Raw genomic sequence first — 18,429 nt, 5'->3', positions numbered from 1 at the left:
AGTCAGGTTTATAAGGGCGATTTTGGCCCATGCGTGTTCTTGCTTTATTAGCACAAGAGTTAATTTAATCAGAAGACGTAATCTGTAGTGAATGTAATAAGTTCCTTGGCGCTATTTTTTAACATATTTTCGCCGGAGTGCCGCTTTACGGTTCGCAGGAGTCTATGCCTTATTTACGAGGTGCTAATAATGGAATTACATCGCTCAGGTGCTACTGACCCATTCAAAATAAAAGACTTCTCATTAAGTAACCCACAGCTGTTGGCGGACCCCTATCCGTACTACGACAAAATTCGGCGGGAAGAGCCCATTCACTATTCGACGATGTATGGCGGATCGTGGCTGCTGTTCAGCTACGCTGACGTCAAGGCGCTGTTAACGGATCCGAGACTGACCAATGATCGGTCCGCCTTGCCGTTATTGGCGTTGCCCGACGAAGATCGAGCACAGTTTGCCGACATGATTCCCGTTCTCAGCAAGTGGTTAGCCTTCTTTGATGGACATGACCATGCGCAGCGTCGACAACGGCTGGACTGGTCGTGTCCAACGTTGCTCAGCAAAGGTTCCTTGTCCAGCGTTATCCGCAATGTTGCCGGGGATCTCATGGCGGCATGGCGGGAGCGGGACCGTGTCGATCTGATTGCCGATTTTGCCCGTCCGTTACCCGCAATAGTGATCACGCGGCTGCTGGGCGGGGCTGACGGTGATCATGAGCAACTGGCGAGTTGGTCCGATGATATCGCGTACCTGTTTGGCGCAAGCGATCTGAGTGTGGAAGAGGTACAACGCGGCCAGAAAAGTCTCCACGCATTCGGGCGTTATTTACGCGCGCTTGCTGGTGACGCGATAACATCCCGCCGCGACGATCTGATACTTAACCGTTTAATGAGCGATAGCGGCAAGGGATTCCAGTTCGATATCGAATCAGCGACCGCGCAGTGCATGCTGCTGATGTTCGCAGGGCTGGAGCCCACAAGGTATCTGATTGGCAATGCCGTCTGGGCGCTGCACCAGCATCCGGCCCAACGGCGCGCGCTGGCGGCGGATCTGGAACAATTGCCGCTGGCGATAGAGGAGTTCCTTCGATACGGTACGCCCGTGCAGTACATTGGCCGCAGGGCGGCCACGACATTCACCTACAAGGGTTACCGCATCGAGGAGGGGCAACTGGTGCTGCCCTATGTCGGTTCCGCGAACCGGGATCCGGCGGTTTTTGATCACCCTGAAACCCTTGATTTACGCCGCACCCCCAACCGGCATCTTTCCTTTGGCACCGGCCCGCATGCCTGCATCGGCGCGACGCTGGTGCGCCAACAGACGCAAATCGCGCTTTCTCTACTGCTCACGCGCTACCCTTCCTTCGACGTGAGTCAGCAAACCGAACCCGTCTGGAATACGAACCTGGGATTCCATGGCCCCACATCGCTGATGATCAACACCGGAAAAAGAGGATAAGCCTATGAGCTGGAAGCGCAGCAACATTGCCGGATTTGCCGGCACTCAACTGGCCGCAATCGACTTCGGCGGGCAGGGCGGAGGGATTCTCCTTATCCACGGCATGATGGGCCGGGCAACGACCTGGTCAACAACGGCGCAGTGGCTGACCGAACATGGAAAAGTGATCGGATACGATGCCCGCGGCCACGGCTTAAGCGACGCGCCCGAAGGGCCCTACGACCGCAACGCGCATGTCGAGGACGCCGCCGCGGTGATTAATGCGTATGGCCTCGCGCCTGCCGTGGTCATCGGTCATTCCATGGGCGCGCTCACCGCGTGGCAACTCGCGGGCAAGCATCCTGAACTGGTCCGGTCCGTGGTTATCGGCGATATGGCCGCCGTGGTGCCCGATGTCCAGGCACGCTGGCAGGCATGGCTGGATGAGTGGCCGGTCCCATTCGACAGTATTGCCGCTATCCACGCCTATTTCGGCGGGGACTATTTTGGTCAATACATGATCGGCGCGCATTCCGAACGAGTGCACCCGGCTGAAGGAGACTATTTTGTCGAGGTGTTCGCTGAGCGGCGGGATGGTTATTGGCCCCTTGCGGGTACGCGCAATGTTCTTGCCTGCAGGGCACACTGGAATAACCGCGATCATACCTCCGAGCTGAGCCAGGTTCACTGCCCGGCGCTGGTGGTCGCGGGGGAGCACAGTTATTTCCCCGCCGAGGGTTCACGCCGCATGGCGGATGTGCTCCCGGCAGGTGAGTTTGTATTGGTGCCGGACGCAGGACATGTACTGCACTTCGACAATCCCAAGGCTTGGCGCGCCGCAGTCGAGCCGTTCGTTCGCAAGACCATCGGACTACTGCCATGAAGCCACCATCATGGGAGGACATCCTGGGAGAGCTGCATGCCGCCGTCGGACGTCTTCTTGTCGGCGAGCATACGCCCTATCAACAACTGTGGTCCCGTGCGCCGGACGTCACCATGATGGGTGCCTACGGCGGCCTCTACACGGGGTACGATGCGGTCTGCGCGGCGATAATCCGTGCAGCCGCCAACTACCGGGGATGGCAGCCCGACTATCAGGAGGAACCCATCGCAGCCGTTAACGACGGGATGCTCGGCTATGTCATTTTGCGGGAACGCGTAATCAACATGAGAGATGCGACGGTAAGATGCCGGCGCGTCACGGTTCTGTTTCGCCGGGAAGAAGAGCAATGGCGGATTTTCCACCACCACTCGGACCCTCTGCACCAGGTGGTGTAGCGCGGTCCGGCTGTGTAGTTATACCGCAAGTCAGCCGGCAACGGTTGCGCCATCGGTATTTAGGTTGCCGACAGAGAAAATTGGCGGGTTAACGCCCGGCATCCCCGAACGGTTCAATTTGCAAGGGGTTTTGGCCGCCTGATTTCTCCTTCTTCGACGCAACTCGCAAAAATAATCTTATCCACGTAATTAAACGTTTTTATTGATAAAGATTCTCCCCATCCCTGCCGTTGGTTGTGATGCAGGCGCAACCGGCGTCTGCCCTTCCAATGTGCGTCAACGATAGCGCGCCCTCTGGCGCTAATACAGCTTAGTCAGCATGCATTTCTACCCGCTTAAGCAAGGAGTACCTATGAATCGCATCTTCAGCGTGATCTGGAACCACAGCTGTAATGCCTTTGTGGTCGTCAGTGAGCTTGCCACTCGCCGTGGCAAACGCAGTGAAGTCGGTGCGATTCAGGTCGATGATCATTCAACCCCATGTAACGGAGCGCTCAAGCCGCTACCGTTTGCCATTGCCCTGATCTCATGCAGTATTTTCTGCATGCCTGTTGTCAGCATGGCCGCAGATTTGCCCACTGGCGGTCATGTCGTTCTCGGCAGCGGCCAGATTGGCACGGCGGCCAATCATCAACTGACGATCAACCAGTCCAGCCAAAAAATGGCGATGGATTGGCAGAGTTTTGATATTGGCAAAGACAACAAAGTGACCTTTGTTCAGCCCGGCGCTGATTCGATCGCCCTGAATCGGGTGATCGGTGCTGACGGTTCGAAGATCATGGGCCAACTTAACGCTAATGGCCGGGTGTTCTTGATCAACCCCAATGGCGTGCTGTTTGGTCAGGGTGCCTCCGTCAGTGTCGGCGGGTTGGTGGCTTCGACACTCACTCTCTCGAACCGGGATTTCGCCAACGGCAAATACGCGCTAAAGGGTGATGGCGGCAACGCCAGCGTCGTCAACCAGGGCACCATTACCGCAGCCGACGGTGGTGCCGTGGCGTTACTCGGCGGCACCGTCAGCAACCAGGGCGTGATTGTTGCGAAACTGGGTACCGTAGCATTGGCCGCCGGCAAGGCGGTGACGTTGGACTTCGCTGGCGATGGCTTGCTTAATGTCCAGGTCGATGAAGCGGCCAAGAATGCGTTGGCGGAAAACCGCCAGTTGATTCAAGCCGACGGTGGCCAGGTCATTATGACCGCGGCGGCCAGCAATGCGCTGCTCAGGACGGTGGTCAACAACACTGGTGTGATTGAAGCGCGGGGCTTGCAGAACAAGAACGGCAAGATCTCCCTCGGCGGCGGTGACAGCGGCCTGGCGCACATCGCCGGCACCTTAGATGTCTCGGCAACCCAAGGCACGGGCGGCGCGATTCAAATCACCGGCCAGAACATTGCGCTCGCGTCCGCCACCCTGAATGCCTCGGGCGCCAGCGGTGGCGGCGGCATCAAGATCGGCGGCGAAGCTCAAGGCAAAGGCACCCTGGCTCACGCACAAGGTACCAGCGTGGATGCCGGCAGCAGCCTCAAGGCTGACGCCGGGACCACGGGAAAAGGCGGCGACATTGTCGTTTGGTCCGACGGAACGACCGTGGCCAGGGGCAATTTTTCGGCCAGGGGCGGTACGCACAGCGGTGACGGCGGGTCTGTAGAAACCTCCGGCCACAGCGTTGACTTCACTGGCATCCAGGTGAGCACCTCGGCGACGAAAGGCAAAACGGGTGATTGGCTGGTGGATCCTGAAGACCTGATCGTTGATGACGTTTCAGCGGCCACAATCAACGCCGCGCTCTTGAACACCGACGTCACCCTGCAAACCACCGGCACCACCGCCTCCACGACCGGTGGATCTGCGGCCTCCACGGCAACCGGCCCCGGTGATATTTCCGTTAATTCCGCCTTGAGCTGGAGTTCGCCAAATACCCTAACGCTGGACTCGTTCCACTCCATTGCCATCAATGCCAACGTCTCCGTCACCGGTGCAGGCGGCTTGGTACTGGTGACGAATAACAACAGGAACGGCGCCAGCAGCGGCAGCGGCGATCTCAGTTTCGCCGATGGCGTCTCGGCCAGTTTCACGGCACCGCAAGGCAGCGGGCAGCGGTTGAACATCAACGGTTCGGCTTACACGCTGGTTTACAGCATGGCCGACATCGACGGAATCGACGGGGATCCAGCTTCGTCCAGCGCAATTACAAACCAAACTGCGGCGGGCGGATTAGCCGGCCATTACGCCATGGCGCGTAATCAGGACGCGAGTGGCGTCACCTATACGAACGCCATTGTGGGGAGCTATGCTGATGATGATGATTCACCCTTCTCCGGCACCTTCGAAGGCTTGGGCCATACGCTATCGAACTTGACCATCACGGCTCCGTACGCAAATTACACGGGGCTGTTTGGCTACAATCAGGGGTCAACGGTCCGGGACCTGGGTTTAGTGAATGGCGCTATCAGCGGCGGATCTTACGTCGGCGGTATCGTCTCGATGAACGATAGTTTCTCCTCTATATTAAACAGCTATTTCAGCGGCACGGTGTCAACGTCATCCTCCGGCATTATGATCGGGGGAATCGCCGGCTTGAATGGATATCGCTCGACGATTGCAAACAGCTACAGCATGGGCACTGTGACGGGCACCCGCTGGACAGGCGGAATAACCGGCTATAACGGCAGTGCCCTGGTGACAAACAGTCACAGTTCCAGCAACGTCAATGGCGGTACGGGTGACTACGTTGGCGGGGTAGTGGGCGCTAACGAAAGCGCCACCATCACCAACAGCTATAGCACCGGGACCGTATCGGGCAACACGCGTGTTGGCGGGGTAGCCGGCAACAGCTACCAGGGTACGATTTCCAACAGCTACAATACGGGCAACATATCGGGCGACAGTTTTGTCGGCGGTGTTGTTGGCCTTAACGATACGTCCAGTTCGCTCACAAATAGCTACAATTTCGGCAATGTCCAAGCTGATAATATTGTGGGCGGGGTCGCAGGCTATAACGACAGTGCTGTTTCCTCCAGTTATTCCACCGGCCAAGTGCGGGGGACGGCGGGCATTAACGTTGGCGGCGCCATTGGCTACAATCAAGCCGCTGGTACGGTTACCCACGTTTACTGGAATAGCGTGACCAGCGGCAATGCTGTTGGGATTGGCGGCGGTGTCGCTTCCGGTGTCACCGGGTTAACCACCGCACAATTACAGGGCGTATTACCTTCTGATTTCGATAATACCGTTTGGGCCACCGCCAGCGGTCTTTACCCCTATTTGACGTCCCACTATCCGCACGGCACACCGCAAGCCATTTCCGGCTTTGCTCAAAACAGCGATGCGGCTGGCCAAGTCGCCACCGTGATTAACGGCGCGGTGGCCGGTACCTCGTCCATCGGCGCCGATGGTTACTATTACAGTCTGCTCGCGCCCGGCGCCTTGGCGAACACGAATGTGTTCACCTACGCGCAAAGCGGCGGCAATCTGGCTAATACCTTCACTCAGGGTGTTACGGATACGACCAGTAACATCAATCTGACGGCTAACACGCTGGTACTCATTGGCGATGAAAACTCACTGTCCTCGCTGCTGACGGATTTGAACGCGGCCAGCGGCGGCGTAGACAGCGCCAACAAGCTGTTTACCCTCGATGGCGGTGGCCTGAACGCCACCGATGATGTGCAACTCACCCAGGCCGGGAGTTTCATTGTTGACCAATCCCTGAGCGCTGTCGGCAGCAGCACCCTGAGCGTCGCAGGTGATTTGACCATCGCACAGGGCGGGCATGTCAGCGGGTCAGATGTGGTGTTGTCCACCCCGGGGGCCTTTATCAACAACGCCGGCAGTAACGCCGTTACCGCCTCGGCCGTCGCCGGACACCACTGGGTGATTTATTCCAATACCCCAACCACCGATACGTTTGCCGGGCTAAACAGCAACAATACGGCTATCTGGAATGCCAACATAAATACCCTTCCAGCAAGCGCCGTAATCGGCAACCGGTACGTGTTCCGCTATCAACCGACGGTCACCTACACCGTGGCAAACGTCAGCAAGACCTACGGCGACCAGGCAGACGTCAGCTCCGCGTATACCACCTCTGGCGTGAGTGCCGGTGTCGCTGGAGCATTCGCCGCCGATACCTTGGCTAACGTGGTGGCCGGCACGTTAGCGATGTCTTCGATGGGAACGGCGGCTACCGCGAATGTGGGCAGTTACGCCATCCAGGAAATCCAAAATACGTTAAGCGGTTTGGGTGGTTACCTGGTCGCACTCGCGAACACCGGAAACGTGATCGTCAATGCCAGACACATCACCGTGGCGGCCAACAGCGGCAGCTCAACGTACGGCGATGTCACCCCGGATAAACCGGGCATCGGGGTCACGGGCCTGGTCAACGGTGATCTTGATAGCGGACTGGGTCTGAGCAACGATTTCGCCATCACCAGCGCCGATAACGCAGGCAGCAATGTGCTGCATGTGGTCGGTACGCTGAGCAACGGTAACTACGTGATCGATCAACGCATCAATGGCAACTGGACAGTCAATGCCAGACACATCACCGTGGCGGCCAACAGCGGCAGCTCAACGTACGGCGATGTCACCGCGGATAAACCGGGCATCAGCGTCACGGGCCTGGTCAACGGTGATCTCGAAAGCGGACTGGGTCTGAGCAACGATTTCGCCATCACCAGCGCCGATAACGCAGGCAGCAATGTGCTGCATGTGGTCGGTACGCTGAGCAACGGTAATTACGTGATCGATCAGCGCAGCAATGGCAACTGGACAGTCAATCCCAGAAACATCACCGTGGCGGTCAACAGTGGCAGCTCAACGTACGGCGCGCCTCATGTCCAGCCGACCCTAAGCGCCAGCGGCCTGGTCAACGGCCAAAGTGCATCGGTACTGAGCGGCTTGAGCAGCACAGGCATTAGCGACACCACCCACGTCGGCACCTATGTGTTGAGCGTGCAGGGGGTCCTCGCCAATGGCAACTACACCGTGACCCAAACATCCGATGGCCAATGGACCGTCGATCCCCGCGCCCTGGCCGTGACCGCCAACAACCTTGGCAAAATCGTCAACGCCAGCGATCCGGCACTGACGTGGACCACCAATGGCAATCTGGTTAACGGTGACCACCTCAACGGCAATCTGACGCGCAGTGCGGGCGAAACCGTCGGTCAATACAGGATTGAACAAGGCACGCTGAACAACAGCAATTACGCCATCGCGTTCACTGACGGTGTGTTCAATATCGGTGTAACGCCGCTAAACCCATTACCCAGCCCCCCCGAAAACGTAGCGGCGGTGCCCACCACGCCGCTGCACGAATTGCCGTCACCCCCTACGTCTCTGGAGGTGCTACTCCAATTGCTCAGCGCCCCCGAAAACGTAGCGGCGGCGACCACCAAGCCTCTGCGTAAATTGCCGACCCCCACCACGCCTCTGGCGGTGCAACTGCCGTCCGACAACCTCTATAGCGTAATTGAGCAAGGCTTGCGCCTTCCAGAAGGACTTTGATTCATGCGTATCCGCCTTACTCCCATTGCCCTGGCTCTCCTGACGTTAACTGCGGGTGCGGCCAAGGCTGAAATTGCGCCGGACGCGGGTCAATCGATCCGTGAGATCCAAACGAAACCGCCGGCGTTACCGCCGCGCCAGACGCTGGATCTGAACCTTCCCGACAAGCCGGACACCAACCCGACGACCAGCGGGCCGACAATGCAGGTCGCGCAATTCAAGTTGACCGGCAATCAGGCAATCGGCAGCGCCGATCTGCTGCCATTGTTGGCCGACCTGCGAAATCGCACGGTCAGCTTTGGTGAGTTGCAGGCAGCTGCCGGGCGTATCACCCTGTTTTACCGACACAAAGGTTACCCGTTGGCGCGGGCTTATTTGCCGGCCCAGGACGTGGAAAATGGCATCGTCACCATTGCCGTGCTCGAAGGCCATTTTGGCGAAGTGACGCTCAATAACGCGTCGCGCATCAGCGACGGCACGTTGGCGGCACCGCTCCGCGCGCTGAAAAACGGGGGCGCGGTGCGCGCCGGCACCCTGGAGCGCAGTCTGTTGCTGCTTCAGGAAACCCCCGGCGTCGAAGTCCGGTCCACGCTGAAACCCGGCACAGCCGTGGGCGCCAGCGACCTGGTGGTGGATGCCCGCTCGGCGCCGATGGTGTCGGGCCAAGTGGATCTGGATAACTATGGCAACCGCTTCACCGGTGAATATCGCCTAGGCAGCACGCTGAACCTCGCCAGCCCGTTGGGCATTGGCGATCAGGCCAGCATGCGGATCATGGGCTCTGATGAAGATCAGCGTTACTACCGGGCGGCGTATCAGTTGCCGATCGGTCCGTGGGCGACCCAAATCGGCGTCGCTTACTCGGACATGAATTATCAGCTGGCCAAGAATTTCGACCATCTTGATGCCTCTGGCAACGCGAAGATTGCCAGCGTGTTTGTGCAGCAGCCATTGATTCGCACCCGGGATTTCAGCCTGACTGCGCAACTGCAATTCGATGACAAACGCTTAAAAGATGACATCGATCTTTACGACTACAAAAGCAACAAACACTCGCATGTCGTGACCGCCAGCCTCAACGGCACCGCCCGCGACAATTTTTTGGGTGGCGGTTCGAATGCGTTCTCGTTGGCCTGGAGCCAAGGCAACCTGACGCTGGATAACCAGCAAGACAAAGTGCTGGACGATCAAACTGCCAAGACTCGCGGCACCTTCCAGAAGATCAATCCCAGCGTCGTGCGCCTGCAGCGCCTGACGGATCGGATCAGTCTTTATGGTCAGCTCCAAGGCCAATGGGCCGGCGGCAACCTTGACTCCTCTGAAAAAATCAGCCTCGGCGGCGCGTATGGCGTACGGGCTTATCCAGAAGGCGAAGCACAGGGCGACCAAGGTTATGTGGCCAACGTCGAACTGCGTTACGCCCTGACCGAGATCGCGCAACTGTTCACCTTCGTCGACCATGGCGAAGTGCGGCTGAACAAAGACACGTGGGTTGACGGTGAAAATCACCGCAGCCTTTCCGCTACGGGCGTGGGCTCGACATTGTCTGCCGGCAACTGGCATTTGATGGCGGTCGCGGCATGGAAGCTGGGTAATGCCGATGCACAAAGCGACGTGGATCGTACGCCGCGGGTGTGGGCGCGGGTTAGTCGCTCGTTTTGACGGTTAGCGTTACGCCGTAAGTCGGGTTTTGCGCGGCGTCAGCCAGGCAATGCACAACGCCGCGCAGCAGCGGATTCCGCTGGTAGGTTCTTCCAAGTTTGGCCGCAAAAGCCCTGATGTGGTCTGCAATCTGACGGCGGTGAATATTCCGTTAAAGCCTCTCTAAATCGTCATGATATTGTTATTCACACGTAGTTTTGTTTTATCTATGTGAAATGTCTGGGGACAAGAACCAGAGCCATTTCATCGACCAGGTTATTAGCATGGCCGAAAGGACATCGGTTTTTCCGGGGATTTTGATTTTTTTAACCATGGACTGGCCCCTCCTTAGCCCGTAATGCGGCTTCCAATACCTGCTCCGGCGCTGAGGTCAGGAAGTCTTTGGGTTTTTTATTACCCAGCCAGCTATTGGGGGTGCCAAACCAAACGGCCAGAGACCATGGTGTTTTTGTTTCCCCGAACAGTTCTATGATCTTTTTCATCAGTGGCAGGGGTTGTCCACCGATATCCAGCGCATAAGCCGGATACAGGTCCCTACCTTCCGATGTTATGGCAAAAATCTTTCCGGCCCGCTTCCAGCGATTTGGTAACCCGCTGGGGTTTTTCACATCGGCACTGGCCCCCCCTCGGCGTGAAACTTCCTGAGCAGGTAGCCACTCACTGTCATTCAGGATGATCTTTTTAAGTTTCTCGAGACGTTCTGTGTTGGTTGTCCCTGCGCTCCTTTGCCCGCCTCCGGTCTTAACCTTTACTGAAGCAATTGCTGTCTGTGAGGTCTTGGGACGTTGGCTCATCCCGGTTACGGCACGGAAAGCGGCATCAAGCGCAATTTTAAAGGTTATGTCATCAATGGCGGGAGGGCGTTTCAGTACATAGTACAGCTCTGTCTGATCTTCCTGGTCATCATAGAAGTCCGGCACTGTAATAGTCATGTCAGCATGTCCGTCATCAGTTTTAAAGTACGAGATATTGTCTGCGGGGATTGCCATGACTTTGAAAGTAGAGCCTTTTTCTCGTGTGATCATGATCTGACTCCTTGTGATAGTTTAACTATATATCTGATATCTACAATATATACAACATTCCGATAATATGCCCTATACACAAGGGGAAGACAGTGATTTTGCCGGTTGTTGCATCTGCTGGGTAAGCGTGTGCCCAGTCTTGCAACTACCCAAAATTATACTAATATAATCATAAGGATAATGGGATAAAGTTATTTACAGGGATGGCTGAACAGTGGTTAATCAGGAACACGTTTCGCACTCATGTCTAGATGAAGAAATGAATTCTTCGGTGTTTAGCGATCGCCGCCATGCCAGTCGCTTTAAATCTTTGAGGCAAAAATTCTGGTGCGGAATGGGCAACAGCCTTCGTTTTTCCTGCCAGGATCGTGCAGCGACAACAGCCGCTTACCGGTTTCTTTCCAGCGACAGGAGTGATGAGCAGCGCCTGTTGCAGGATCATTTCGCAGTCACCTGCCAACGGATACACGCACTGAATGCTTATCCCTGATAATGTTTTTTCTTCAGTTAGCAGAAAGAGCTCAGTGTTGTCCATGTTCTAGCCGCCGCCATAAGCTGTCGATGAAAGAAGTTGACCTCAATGTCATGACAAACTTATTTCTCGCCCTAATTGATATTCACCAATGATCCCTATAAACAATTTAAAACGGCCATGCCGATATCGGCAACCCACTGCCGAGATAACGGGGCCGAGATACGGAGCATAGTGCAGCTTGAATATTTATTAGGTAACTATTTGATAAAAAATGTTTAAATGGATTTATAACGACCATTCCTTTGCCTGAAAATCACTTGCGGTTAATCACCGTTAACGGTATCTTTTAGCTGCGCCTGCAAAATCAGGCGCCGGGATTGGAACCCCGATAAACCTCATTGGCGACAAGACGCCATCGCGTCTTTTTTTATGTCGCGCGCTTAGTTATACCAAAATTATGGTGGGCTGGGCGGGGGCACCGCAAGGTGCGCCGGTGTCAGTGAGGCCGGTAGTTCCAACCCTGTTCAGTCCACCACCCTGAGATTGGAACCTCTGGTGGTGGGAGTACTTCGTCACTCACTGGAGGCAGCCTTATGGCTACGATCCCCACGCATGCTCACGCGTTACTTTCCATCCCGTTCGATTCAACCACTGATTTCACCGTTCTGGCAGGCCATTGTGAGAACCTTGCCGACGCTTTGCTGCAAAACGACGACCCGGCGCAGCGCCAGGCGCTCAGCGCACGGCTTGACCGTTGCCTGGCGCAGCTGCGGCCCACGTTGGACGATGCCATTCCGCCTCATCTGATGGCAAGCCTGACCGTGGATGACCTGCCCATAACCTCGCCTCGCTTTGAGCCCGATGCCGATCTGCTCTGCGGATACGGCCAGGCGCTGGCGCGGTTGTTGGCGGAGCGTAAATTATCGCCGGAGATGGAGCCGTTTCTGGCCGGGCTGCTGTTTGATTTGGTGGTGTATTTCGCCGATGAACTGCGCGCGCCGCGCTGGATACGCACCGTAGACGGGATAAAATTTATCGAGGAAGTAAACAGGGTTCCGGAATACTGAATGGTGGAAAGTAAAAAACCAGCCGTTAGGCTGGTTTCTTTAAATCATGGTGCCCGGACTCGGAATCGAACCAAGGACACGGGGATTTTCAATCCCCTGCTCTACCGACTGAGCTATCCGGGCAACGGGGCGCATTAAACCGTATCGCCGGGATGACGTCAACGGCTTTATCATCTTTATCCGCTCGATCGGCGAGTTTTCACGCAGTCAGCGTTGCGCCGCCCGCAGGCGTATCCGGGTTGGCGGCGTAAAAAACCAGGGTAATACGGGATAGCGTCCTTTTTCCGGATGCGATTATTTCATTATTTTCTATAGCGAAAATACGCTAAGGCTATTTCTGATTATGGCACCGGTATTGATACGTGGCGATAAACATATTTTATTGATCATTATGATCATGCCTGGTTGGCGAATGGAAAAAGTTGAAGCGCTGTTTAGTGTCAATCACGCCATCCTGGCCGGCGCTGACGGGCCTGGGGGACGCGGTATTTCTTATGGGATGGCGGATGAGGCAGGTAAGCAGGCCAGGTACAGGAAGACTTTATCCACGCATTCCTCTTCGCTGGAGCCCGGGTTATGGGCATATAACGCGATGACTTTAAGGCGGTGGAGAAATAAGATATGTCATAATTTAACTGAATAATATAAATTTATTGTTTATCATATGGTTAATATCAAATTTGCTTTTGCTTATTGGCAATATTTTTGCTTGAACCCGGCGTAAAAAAATGCAATTATTGCGCAAATTTCTCTTATCACTGCTGCAAGGTCTTTGGGAGCCGCCGGTATGATACATTCCATGCTGCTGCGTTATAGCGTCGGGCATCTATGCCTGGTGTTATCCGATATTTGCCCAAACGATCTTCACCTCCGAAGTACACCCCTGCTCACCATGCGGTGAGGGTATATCCCGGCTTCCTGTTAAGCAGTCGTAAAAACAGAGATTGGCTCTGCTTTTACTGATGCTTATCGGCTGCTGTTAATACCAGTGTTTCCGATAACGCGCTGTTTTCACAAGCGGAAACAGCGAAGACATCTTATGCGGGAAGATACGTTGTTCTCCCATCGCGTGCTCTCAGGCACATACACTCATCCTTAACCTTTGGGATTGGTGACATGAAATTATTAAAAATAGCGGCCAGTGCGGCCTTTGCCGATCGTTTGTCTACCGCGCGGGATATCGTGCCGCTGGATAGCACCGATTTTACCGATGTCGCGGCCCTGGTCGTTTCCGTGGCGGACGCGCGCGCGGGCGTACTCAGCATTTTGCGCAATACCGGGCTGTCGATTCCGGCTTTTATCGCCGTGGAGAGCGGGGAGCACGCCGCTGATGTCGCCTTGCCGCCGCAGACCGGCCTGCTTATCCTGAGCGGCGCGGAAGACCACGGGCCGCTACTGGAAGCCGCCGCCGCGCGCTACCAGCAGGGCGTGCTGCCGCCGTTTTTTGATACCCTGACGCAATATGTCGCCATGGGCAACAGCACCTTTGCGTGCCCGGGCCACCAGGGCGGCCAGTTTTTCCGCAAACATCCCGCCGGGCGCCAATTTTATGAATTTTTCGGCGAGAATATGTTTCGCGCCGATATGTGCAATGCCGATGTTAAATTGGGCGATCTCCTGATCCATGAAGGCTCGGCGAAGGAAGCGCAAAAATTTGCCGCCAAAGTGTTTAATGCGGATAAAACCTATTTTGTGCTGAACGGCACCTCGTCGGCCAATAAGGTCGTCACTAACGCGTTGCTGACCCGCGGCGATCTGGTGCTGTTTGATCGCAATAACCATAAATCGGTTCATCACGGCGCCCTGATACAGGCGGGGGCGACGCCGGTCTATCTGGAAACCGCGCGCAACCCGTTCGGACTGATCGGCGGTATCGACGCCCATTGCTTTGACGAGCGTTACCTGCGCCGCCAGGTGGAGGAAATCGCTCCCTGGCGCGCCGCGCAGCAGCGTCCGTTCCGCCTGGCGGTCATCCAGCTTGGCACCTATGACGGCACCATCTACAACGCCCGCCAGGTGGTGGATAAAATCGGCCATCTGTGCGATTACATTCTGTTTGATTCCGCCTGGGTCGGCTACGAGCAGTTTATCCCGATGATGGAGCAGTGTTCACCGCTGCTGCTTGATCTCAATGAACATGACCCCGGGATCTTTGTTACCCAGTCGGTGCATAAACAGCAGGCCGGCTTTTCGCAAACGTCGCAAATCCATAAAAAAGACGCGCATATCAAAGGGCAGAAACGCTTTTGCAACCATAAGCGTTTCAACAACGCGTTTATGCTTCATGCGTCCACCAGTCCGTTTTACCCGCTGTTCGCCGCGCTGGAAATCAATGCCAAAATGCACGAAGGGGCCGCCGGCAGGCGCCTGTGGCTGGACTGCGTTAAGCTTGGCATCGATACACGCAAGAACATGCTGGCGCAGTGCCGCCTTATCAAGCCCTTTATCCCCGATCGCGTCGGCGGCAAGCGCTGGCAGGATCACGACACCGACGCCATGGCCCATGACGTGCGGTTCTTTAATTTTGTGCCGGGAGAGTCCTGGCATGCCTTTAGCGGTTACACCCAAAACCAGTACTTTGTCGATCCCTGCAAACTGCTGTTGACCACGCCCGGCATCGACCGGGTGAGCGGGAATTATTCGGCGTTTGGGATACCGGCCACCATCCTTGCCACCTATCTGCGCGAAAATAATATCGTGCCGGAAAAATGCGATCTCAATTCGATCCTGTTCCTGCTGACGCCGGCGGAAGACGCGCCGAAAATGCGCCGGCTGACGGCGGCCTTGGCGCAATTCGAGCGCTATATCGAACAGGATGCGCCGCTGGGCGACGTATTGCCCAGCATCTGCGAAAAATATCCCGACCGCTACCAGGGATATACCCTGCGCCGCCTGTGCCAGGAAATGCACGATTTGTATGTCAGCTTCGATGTGAAGCAGCTGCAGCGGGAAATGTTCCGCCATGACTACCTGCCCCAGGTGGCGATGAATCCCCAGGAAGCCAACATGGCCTTTGTGCGCGGCGATGTGGAACTGGTGCCGGTGAGCAAGGCGGAAGGACGTATTGCCGCAGAAGGGGCGCTGCCGTATCCGCCGGGCGTGCTGTGCGTGGTGCCCGGCGAAGTGTGGGGCGGCGCGGCGCAGCGCTATTTCCTGGCGCTGGAGGAGGGGTTAAACCTGCTGCCGGGCTTTTCGCCGGAACTGCAGGGGGTTTACGCGGTGCGGGGAGAGGATGGCCTACAGCGCCTGTACGGCCACGTTATCGGCAACTAGCCCCCCGGCGGCCGCGTTATCGGGCCGCGGAGGGGTTTATCACTTAGCGGTAGTGTTTCTGTAAACTGCTCACCTTATACAAATACCGCCGTGACTCCGCGGACGGATGCTGGGTGGACAGTTTCTGGTAAACCTCATCCGGATCCAGGTTGTTGATGACCGAGAACGCGCGGTTCTTGTCGCTGGAGAAAACCCGCAGCACGCTGCCCGCGCCGCCGTTATAGGCGGTAATCACCGCATAGCGCCGGGAGGTGGGATTGACAATCCCCGCCAGGTAGCTGGACTGCAGCAGCGCCAGATAGGCGGTGCCGGTATCAATGTTGTTTTCCGGATCGAACAGGTAGCTACGGCTTGGCTGGCCCCATTTGCCCTTCATTTTGAACACGTCGCGTCCGGCGCTGTGCTGGACGACCTGCATCAGGCCCAGCGCATCCGAATGACTGACCGCGTAGGGGTTAAAACTGGATTCGGTTTGCATAATCGCCAGGATCAACGACTGATCCACGCCATATTTCTGTGAGGCGTTACGCACCATCGGCAGATATTTATGGGCGCGTTTATCCAGGTGGTTAGCCACCAGTTGGATAGTCACCGACCAGATTTGATGCAGGCCGGACGTGCGCTGCTGCAGCCGGGTTTGCAGCAGGTAATCGGCAAAGTGGGCGGCGCGCCATTCCCAGCGGATGGGATCGCCGTTGTTATCCACCACCTGGCCGTACAGGAAGGGCTGCTTACTGATCTGGATATCATTGACGTCGGAATAGAGATCGATGGAACCGGGGTTGTCGCCCATCAGCAACGTGCTGATAATCGCCTGGCGCAAATGCGACGCCGGATCGCCGGCAATGGTCTCGATGGTAATGGTCCCGGCGTCAAAATTAATATGGCTGCGGGTCTGGTATTGATCGGTGTATTTAACGTAATCCTTCGGTCCGGCAATCAGGACCTCGTTGATGCCCCAAATATTCTCAATATTATTGGCGAACTGCCCCATAAGAATATCAAAACCATTGGTATCTTTAACATAGGCCTCGTTGTCTTCGGTTTTATGACTGGAACACGAGAACAACAGGGGCGCAATCACCAGCAATGCTACAATTTTCTTCATCTTACGGGCCGTGTCAGGACAAGAAAGGCATAATGGGCCTGCGAGCGCTCATCTATCATTATGGTTTAGGCGGCGTGTACCCTTCGACATGCACATCCTGGCCTTCAAACAGAAACTTAATCATCTCCTGTTCCAGTATTTTACGGTCGGCGACGTTCATCATGCTGAGTTTTTTTTCGTTAATCAGCATGGTCTGCCGGGTCTGCCACTGCGCCCAGGCTTCCTTGGAGATATTGTCAAAGATGCGTTTGCCAAGCTCGCCCGGATAAAACTGGAAATCCTGGCCTTCGGCCTCTCGCTTGAGAAAAGTACAGTAGATGGTTCTGCTCATTATTGTTCCTCTTTGTTGGCGGGATGGCCCAAGACCGGTGGCTGCGGCGCGCCTGCGGGTAATTTACCCGCTTGCAGCAACAGGCGCTCGACCGGCGCGGCCAGTCCCACCGATGGCGGTTGCGCTAAGTTATACCAGAGTCCGGCGCCTTCATCCATGCAGCGCTGCGCGCCGTCCGTATTTAACAACACCGGGACGATATCCAGGTGGAAATGGCTGAAGGTATGGCGAAACGCCGTCAACTGCTCGCCCTGATCGATATCCAGGCCGCGGCTTTGCAGCCAGGCCGCCAGTTCCCCGCGTTGCGTAAACTGCGGGAAGCAGAATAATCCGCCCCACAGGCCGGCGCCCGGGCGCTGTTCCAGCCAAATCCGCTGGCCGGACTTTAGCATCAGGAACCAGGCGGTTTTTTGCGGCAACGCCTGGCGCGGCTTCTTGCCCGGATAGAGCGCCCAGCTGTGGGCGGCATAGGCCTCGCAGCCGGTATTAAGGGGGCACAGCTCGCATTTCGGCCGCGTGCGCGTGCACACCAGCGCGCCCAGGTCCATCATGGCCTGGTTGAACTGCCCGACGCCCTCGGCGGGGGTCACTTCCGCGCTCAGGCTCCACAGCCGCTGCTCGACCTCTTTTTTGCCGGGCCAGCCGCCGACGGCAAAATAACGCGCCAGAACACGCTTCACATTGCCATCAAGAATAGGATAATGCTGGCCAAGCGCCAGTGATAATATCGCGCCGGCGGTAGAACGGCCGATACCGGGCAGGGCGGTGATGTCTGCAAAAGCGGTGGGGAAGACGCCGCCGTGCCGGTCGGCAATCAGCTGGGCCGCTTTGTGCAGATTACGCCCGCGGGCGTAATAGCCCAGCCCGGTCCACAGATGCAGCACTTCATCCTGCGGCGCCGCCGCCAGCGACCCGACCGTCGGAAATTTAGCCATGAAGCGCTGGAAATAAGGGATAACCGTGGCGACCTGGGTTTGTTGCAACATGATCTCCGACAGCCAGACCTTGTACGGCGTCTTGTCCTGCTGCCAGGGAAGTGTTTTGCGCCCGAAGCGCCGGTACCATTCCAGCACTTGTTGCGCGAACAGTTGCGCTTGTCTCATCGGTGGGGTATTACTCTCCGGCAGGTCTTGGCTCGAAATATCAGGCAGCGATTCCAGCACAGAGTTGCCATACTGTAAACAGGAACTTTCCGGTACCGGCCACTTGCTAATCAACGCTATCTTTGCATAATGCGCGATTGCCAATCAATTTGCCTAAAACG

General features: G+C 56.4%; 13 protein-coding genes, 1 tRNA gene and 1 pseudogene. 10 read left to right on the top strand and 5 right to left on the bottom strand.

Going from position 1 to position 18,429, the window contains the following annotated elements:
• Positions 1–189 precede the first annotated feature (189 nt).
• From ACL2XQ_RS22170 to srlR, 6 genes and pseudogenes are all read left to right on the top strand, one after another.
• Complete coding sequence (locus ACL2XQ_RS22170) at positions 190–1,455, top strand: cytochrome P450 (protein WP_410013541.1); 1,266 nt, start codon at positions 190–192, stop codon at positions 1,453–1,455.
• 4 nt (positions 1,456–1,459) lie between these two features.
• Positions 1,460–2,317: an alpha/beta fold hydrolase gene (locus ACL2XQ_RS22165; protein WP_413721439.1), complete on the top strand. Its 858-nt coding sequence runs from the start codon at positions 1,460–1,462 to the stop codon at positions 2,315–2,317.
• The gene (locus ACL2XQ_RS22160; RefSeq protein WP_413739715.1) at positions 2,314–2,712 is read left to right on the top strand and encodes a nuclear transport factor 2 family protein; all 399 of its coding nucleotides are present in this window, start codon (positions 2,314–2,316) and stop codon (positions 2,710–2,712) included. Before ACL2XQ_RS22165 ends, ACL2XQ_RS22160 begins: the two co-directional genes overlap by 4 nt.
• Positions 2,713–3,064: 352 nt before the next feature.
• The gene (locus ACL2XQ_RS22155) at positions 3,065–8,224 is read left to right on the top strand and encodes an MBG domain-containing protein (protein WP_413739714.1); all 5,160 of its coding nucleotides are present in this window, start codon (positions 3,065–3,067) and stop codon (positions 8,222–8,224) included.
• Between the two features lie 3 nt (positions 8,225–8,227).
• Entirely contained in the window at positions 8,228–9,886 is a 1,659-nt protein-coding gene (locus ACL2XQ_RS22150; protein WP_413739713.1) for a ShlB/FhaC/HecB family hemolysin secretion/activation protein, read from the top strand.
• Between the two features lie 37 nt (positions 9,887–9,923).
• A pseudogene (gene srlR, locus ACL2XQ_RS22145) lies at positions 9,924–10,031 on the top strand (glucitol operon DNA-binding transcriptional repressor SrlR); the annotation flags it as partial.
• 160 nt (positions 10,032–10,191) lie between these two features.
• Here the strand turns inward: srlR and ACL2XQ_RS22140 are convergent.
• Entirely contained in the window at positions 10,192–10,911 is a 720-nt protein-coding gene (locus ACL2XQ_RS22140; RefSeq protein ID WP_413739712.1) for a hypothetical protein, read from the bottom strand.
• Positions 10,912–11,170: 259 nt separating this feature from the next.
• Between ACL2XQ_RS22140 and ACL2XQ_RS22135 the strand changes: the two genes are divergently transcribed.
• A complete protein-coding gene (locus ACL2XQ_RS22135; RefSeq protein ID WP_413723495.1) occupies positions 11,171–11,401 on the top strand; it encodes a transposase DNA-binding-containing protein in 231 nt (76 codons plus the stop codon).
• A gap of 578 nt (positions 11,402–11,979) precedes the next feature.
• Positions 11,980–12,453: a hypothetical protein gene (locus ACL2XQ_RS22130; protein WP_413739711.1), complete on the top strand. Its 474-nt coding sequence runs from the start codon at positions 11,980–11,982 to the stop codon at positions 12,451–12,453.
• A gap of 47 nt (positions 12,454–12,500) precedes the next feature.
• Here ACL2XQ_RS22130 and ACL2XQ_RS22125 read toward each other — a convergent pair.
• Positions 12,501–12,576: transfer RNA gene (locus ACL2XQ_RS22125), tRNA-Phe, on the bottom strand.
• A gap of 220 nt (positions 12,577–12,796) precedes the next feature.
• Between ACL2XQ_RS22125 and ACL2XQ_RS22120 the strand changes: the two genes are divergently transcribed.
• Complete coding sequence (locus tag ACL2XQ_RS22120) at positions 12,797–13,096, top strand: hypothetical protein (RefSeq protein WP_413739710.1); 300 nt, start codon at positions 12,797–12,799, stop codon at positions 13,094–13,096.
• Positions 13,097–13,569: 473 nt separating this feature from the next.
• On the top strand, positions 13,570–15,726 hold the full coding sequence (locus ACL2XQ_RS22115) for an ornithine decarboxylase (protein WP_413739709.1): 2,157 nt from the start codon (positions 13,570–13,572) through the stop codon (positions 15,724–15,726).
• Between the two features lie 43 nt (positions 15,727–15,769).
• Here ACL2XQ_RS22115 and mltC read toward each other — a convergent pair whose 3' ends face one another.
• The 3 genes from mltC to mutY are packed head-to-tail and all read right to left on the bottom strand — an operon-like array spanning position 15,770 to position 18,268.
• Positions 15,770–16,834, bottom strand: a complete 1,065-nt coding sequence (gene mltC, locus ACL2XQ_RS22110) for a membrane-bound lytic murein transglycosylase MltC (protein ID WP_410013554.1) — start codon at positions 16,832–16,834, stop codon at positions 15,770–15,772.
• A 58-nt stretch (positions 16,835–16,892) separates the two neighbouring features.
• Positions 16,893–17,165, bottom strand: a complete 273-nt coding sequence (locus tag ACL2XQ_RS22105) for an oxidative damage protection protein (protein WP_162366945.1) — start codon at positions 17,163–17,165, stop codon at positions 16,893–16,895.
• Positions 17,165–18,268 (bottom strand): A/G-specific adenine glycosylase, encoded by a 1,104-nt coding sequence (mutY, locus tag ACL2XQ_RS22100; protein WP_413739708.1) that lies wholly within the window; start codon positions 18,266–18,268, stop codon positions 17,165–17,167. Before mutY ends, ACL2XQ_RS22105 begins: the two co-directional genes overlap by 1 nt.
• Between the last annotated feature and the right edge of the window lie 161 nt (positions 18,269–18,429).

The sequence above is a fragment of the Sodalis sp. RH14 genome (assembly GCF_047324285.1).
Lineage (GTDB): Bacteria > Pseudomonadota > Gammaproteobacteria > Enterobacterales > Enterobacteriaceae > Acerihabitans.
This window is presented reverse-complemented; position numbering and strand designations above follow the sequence as displayed.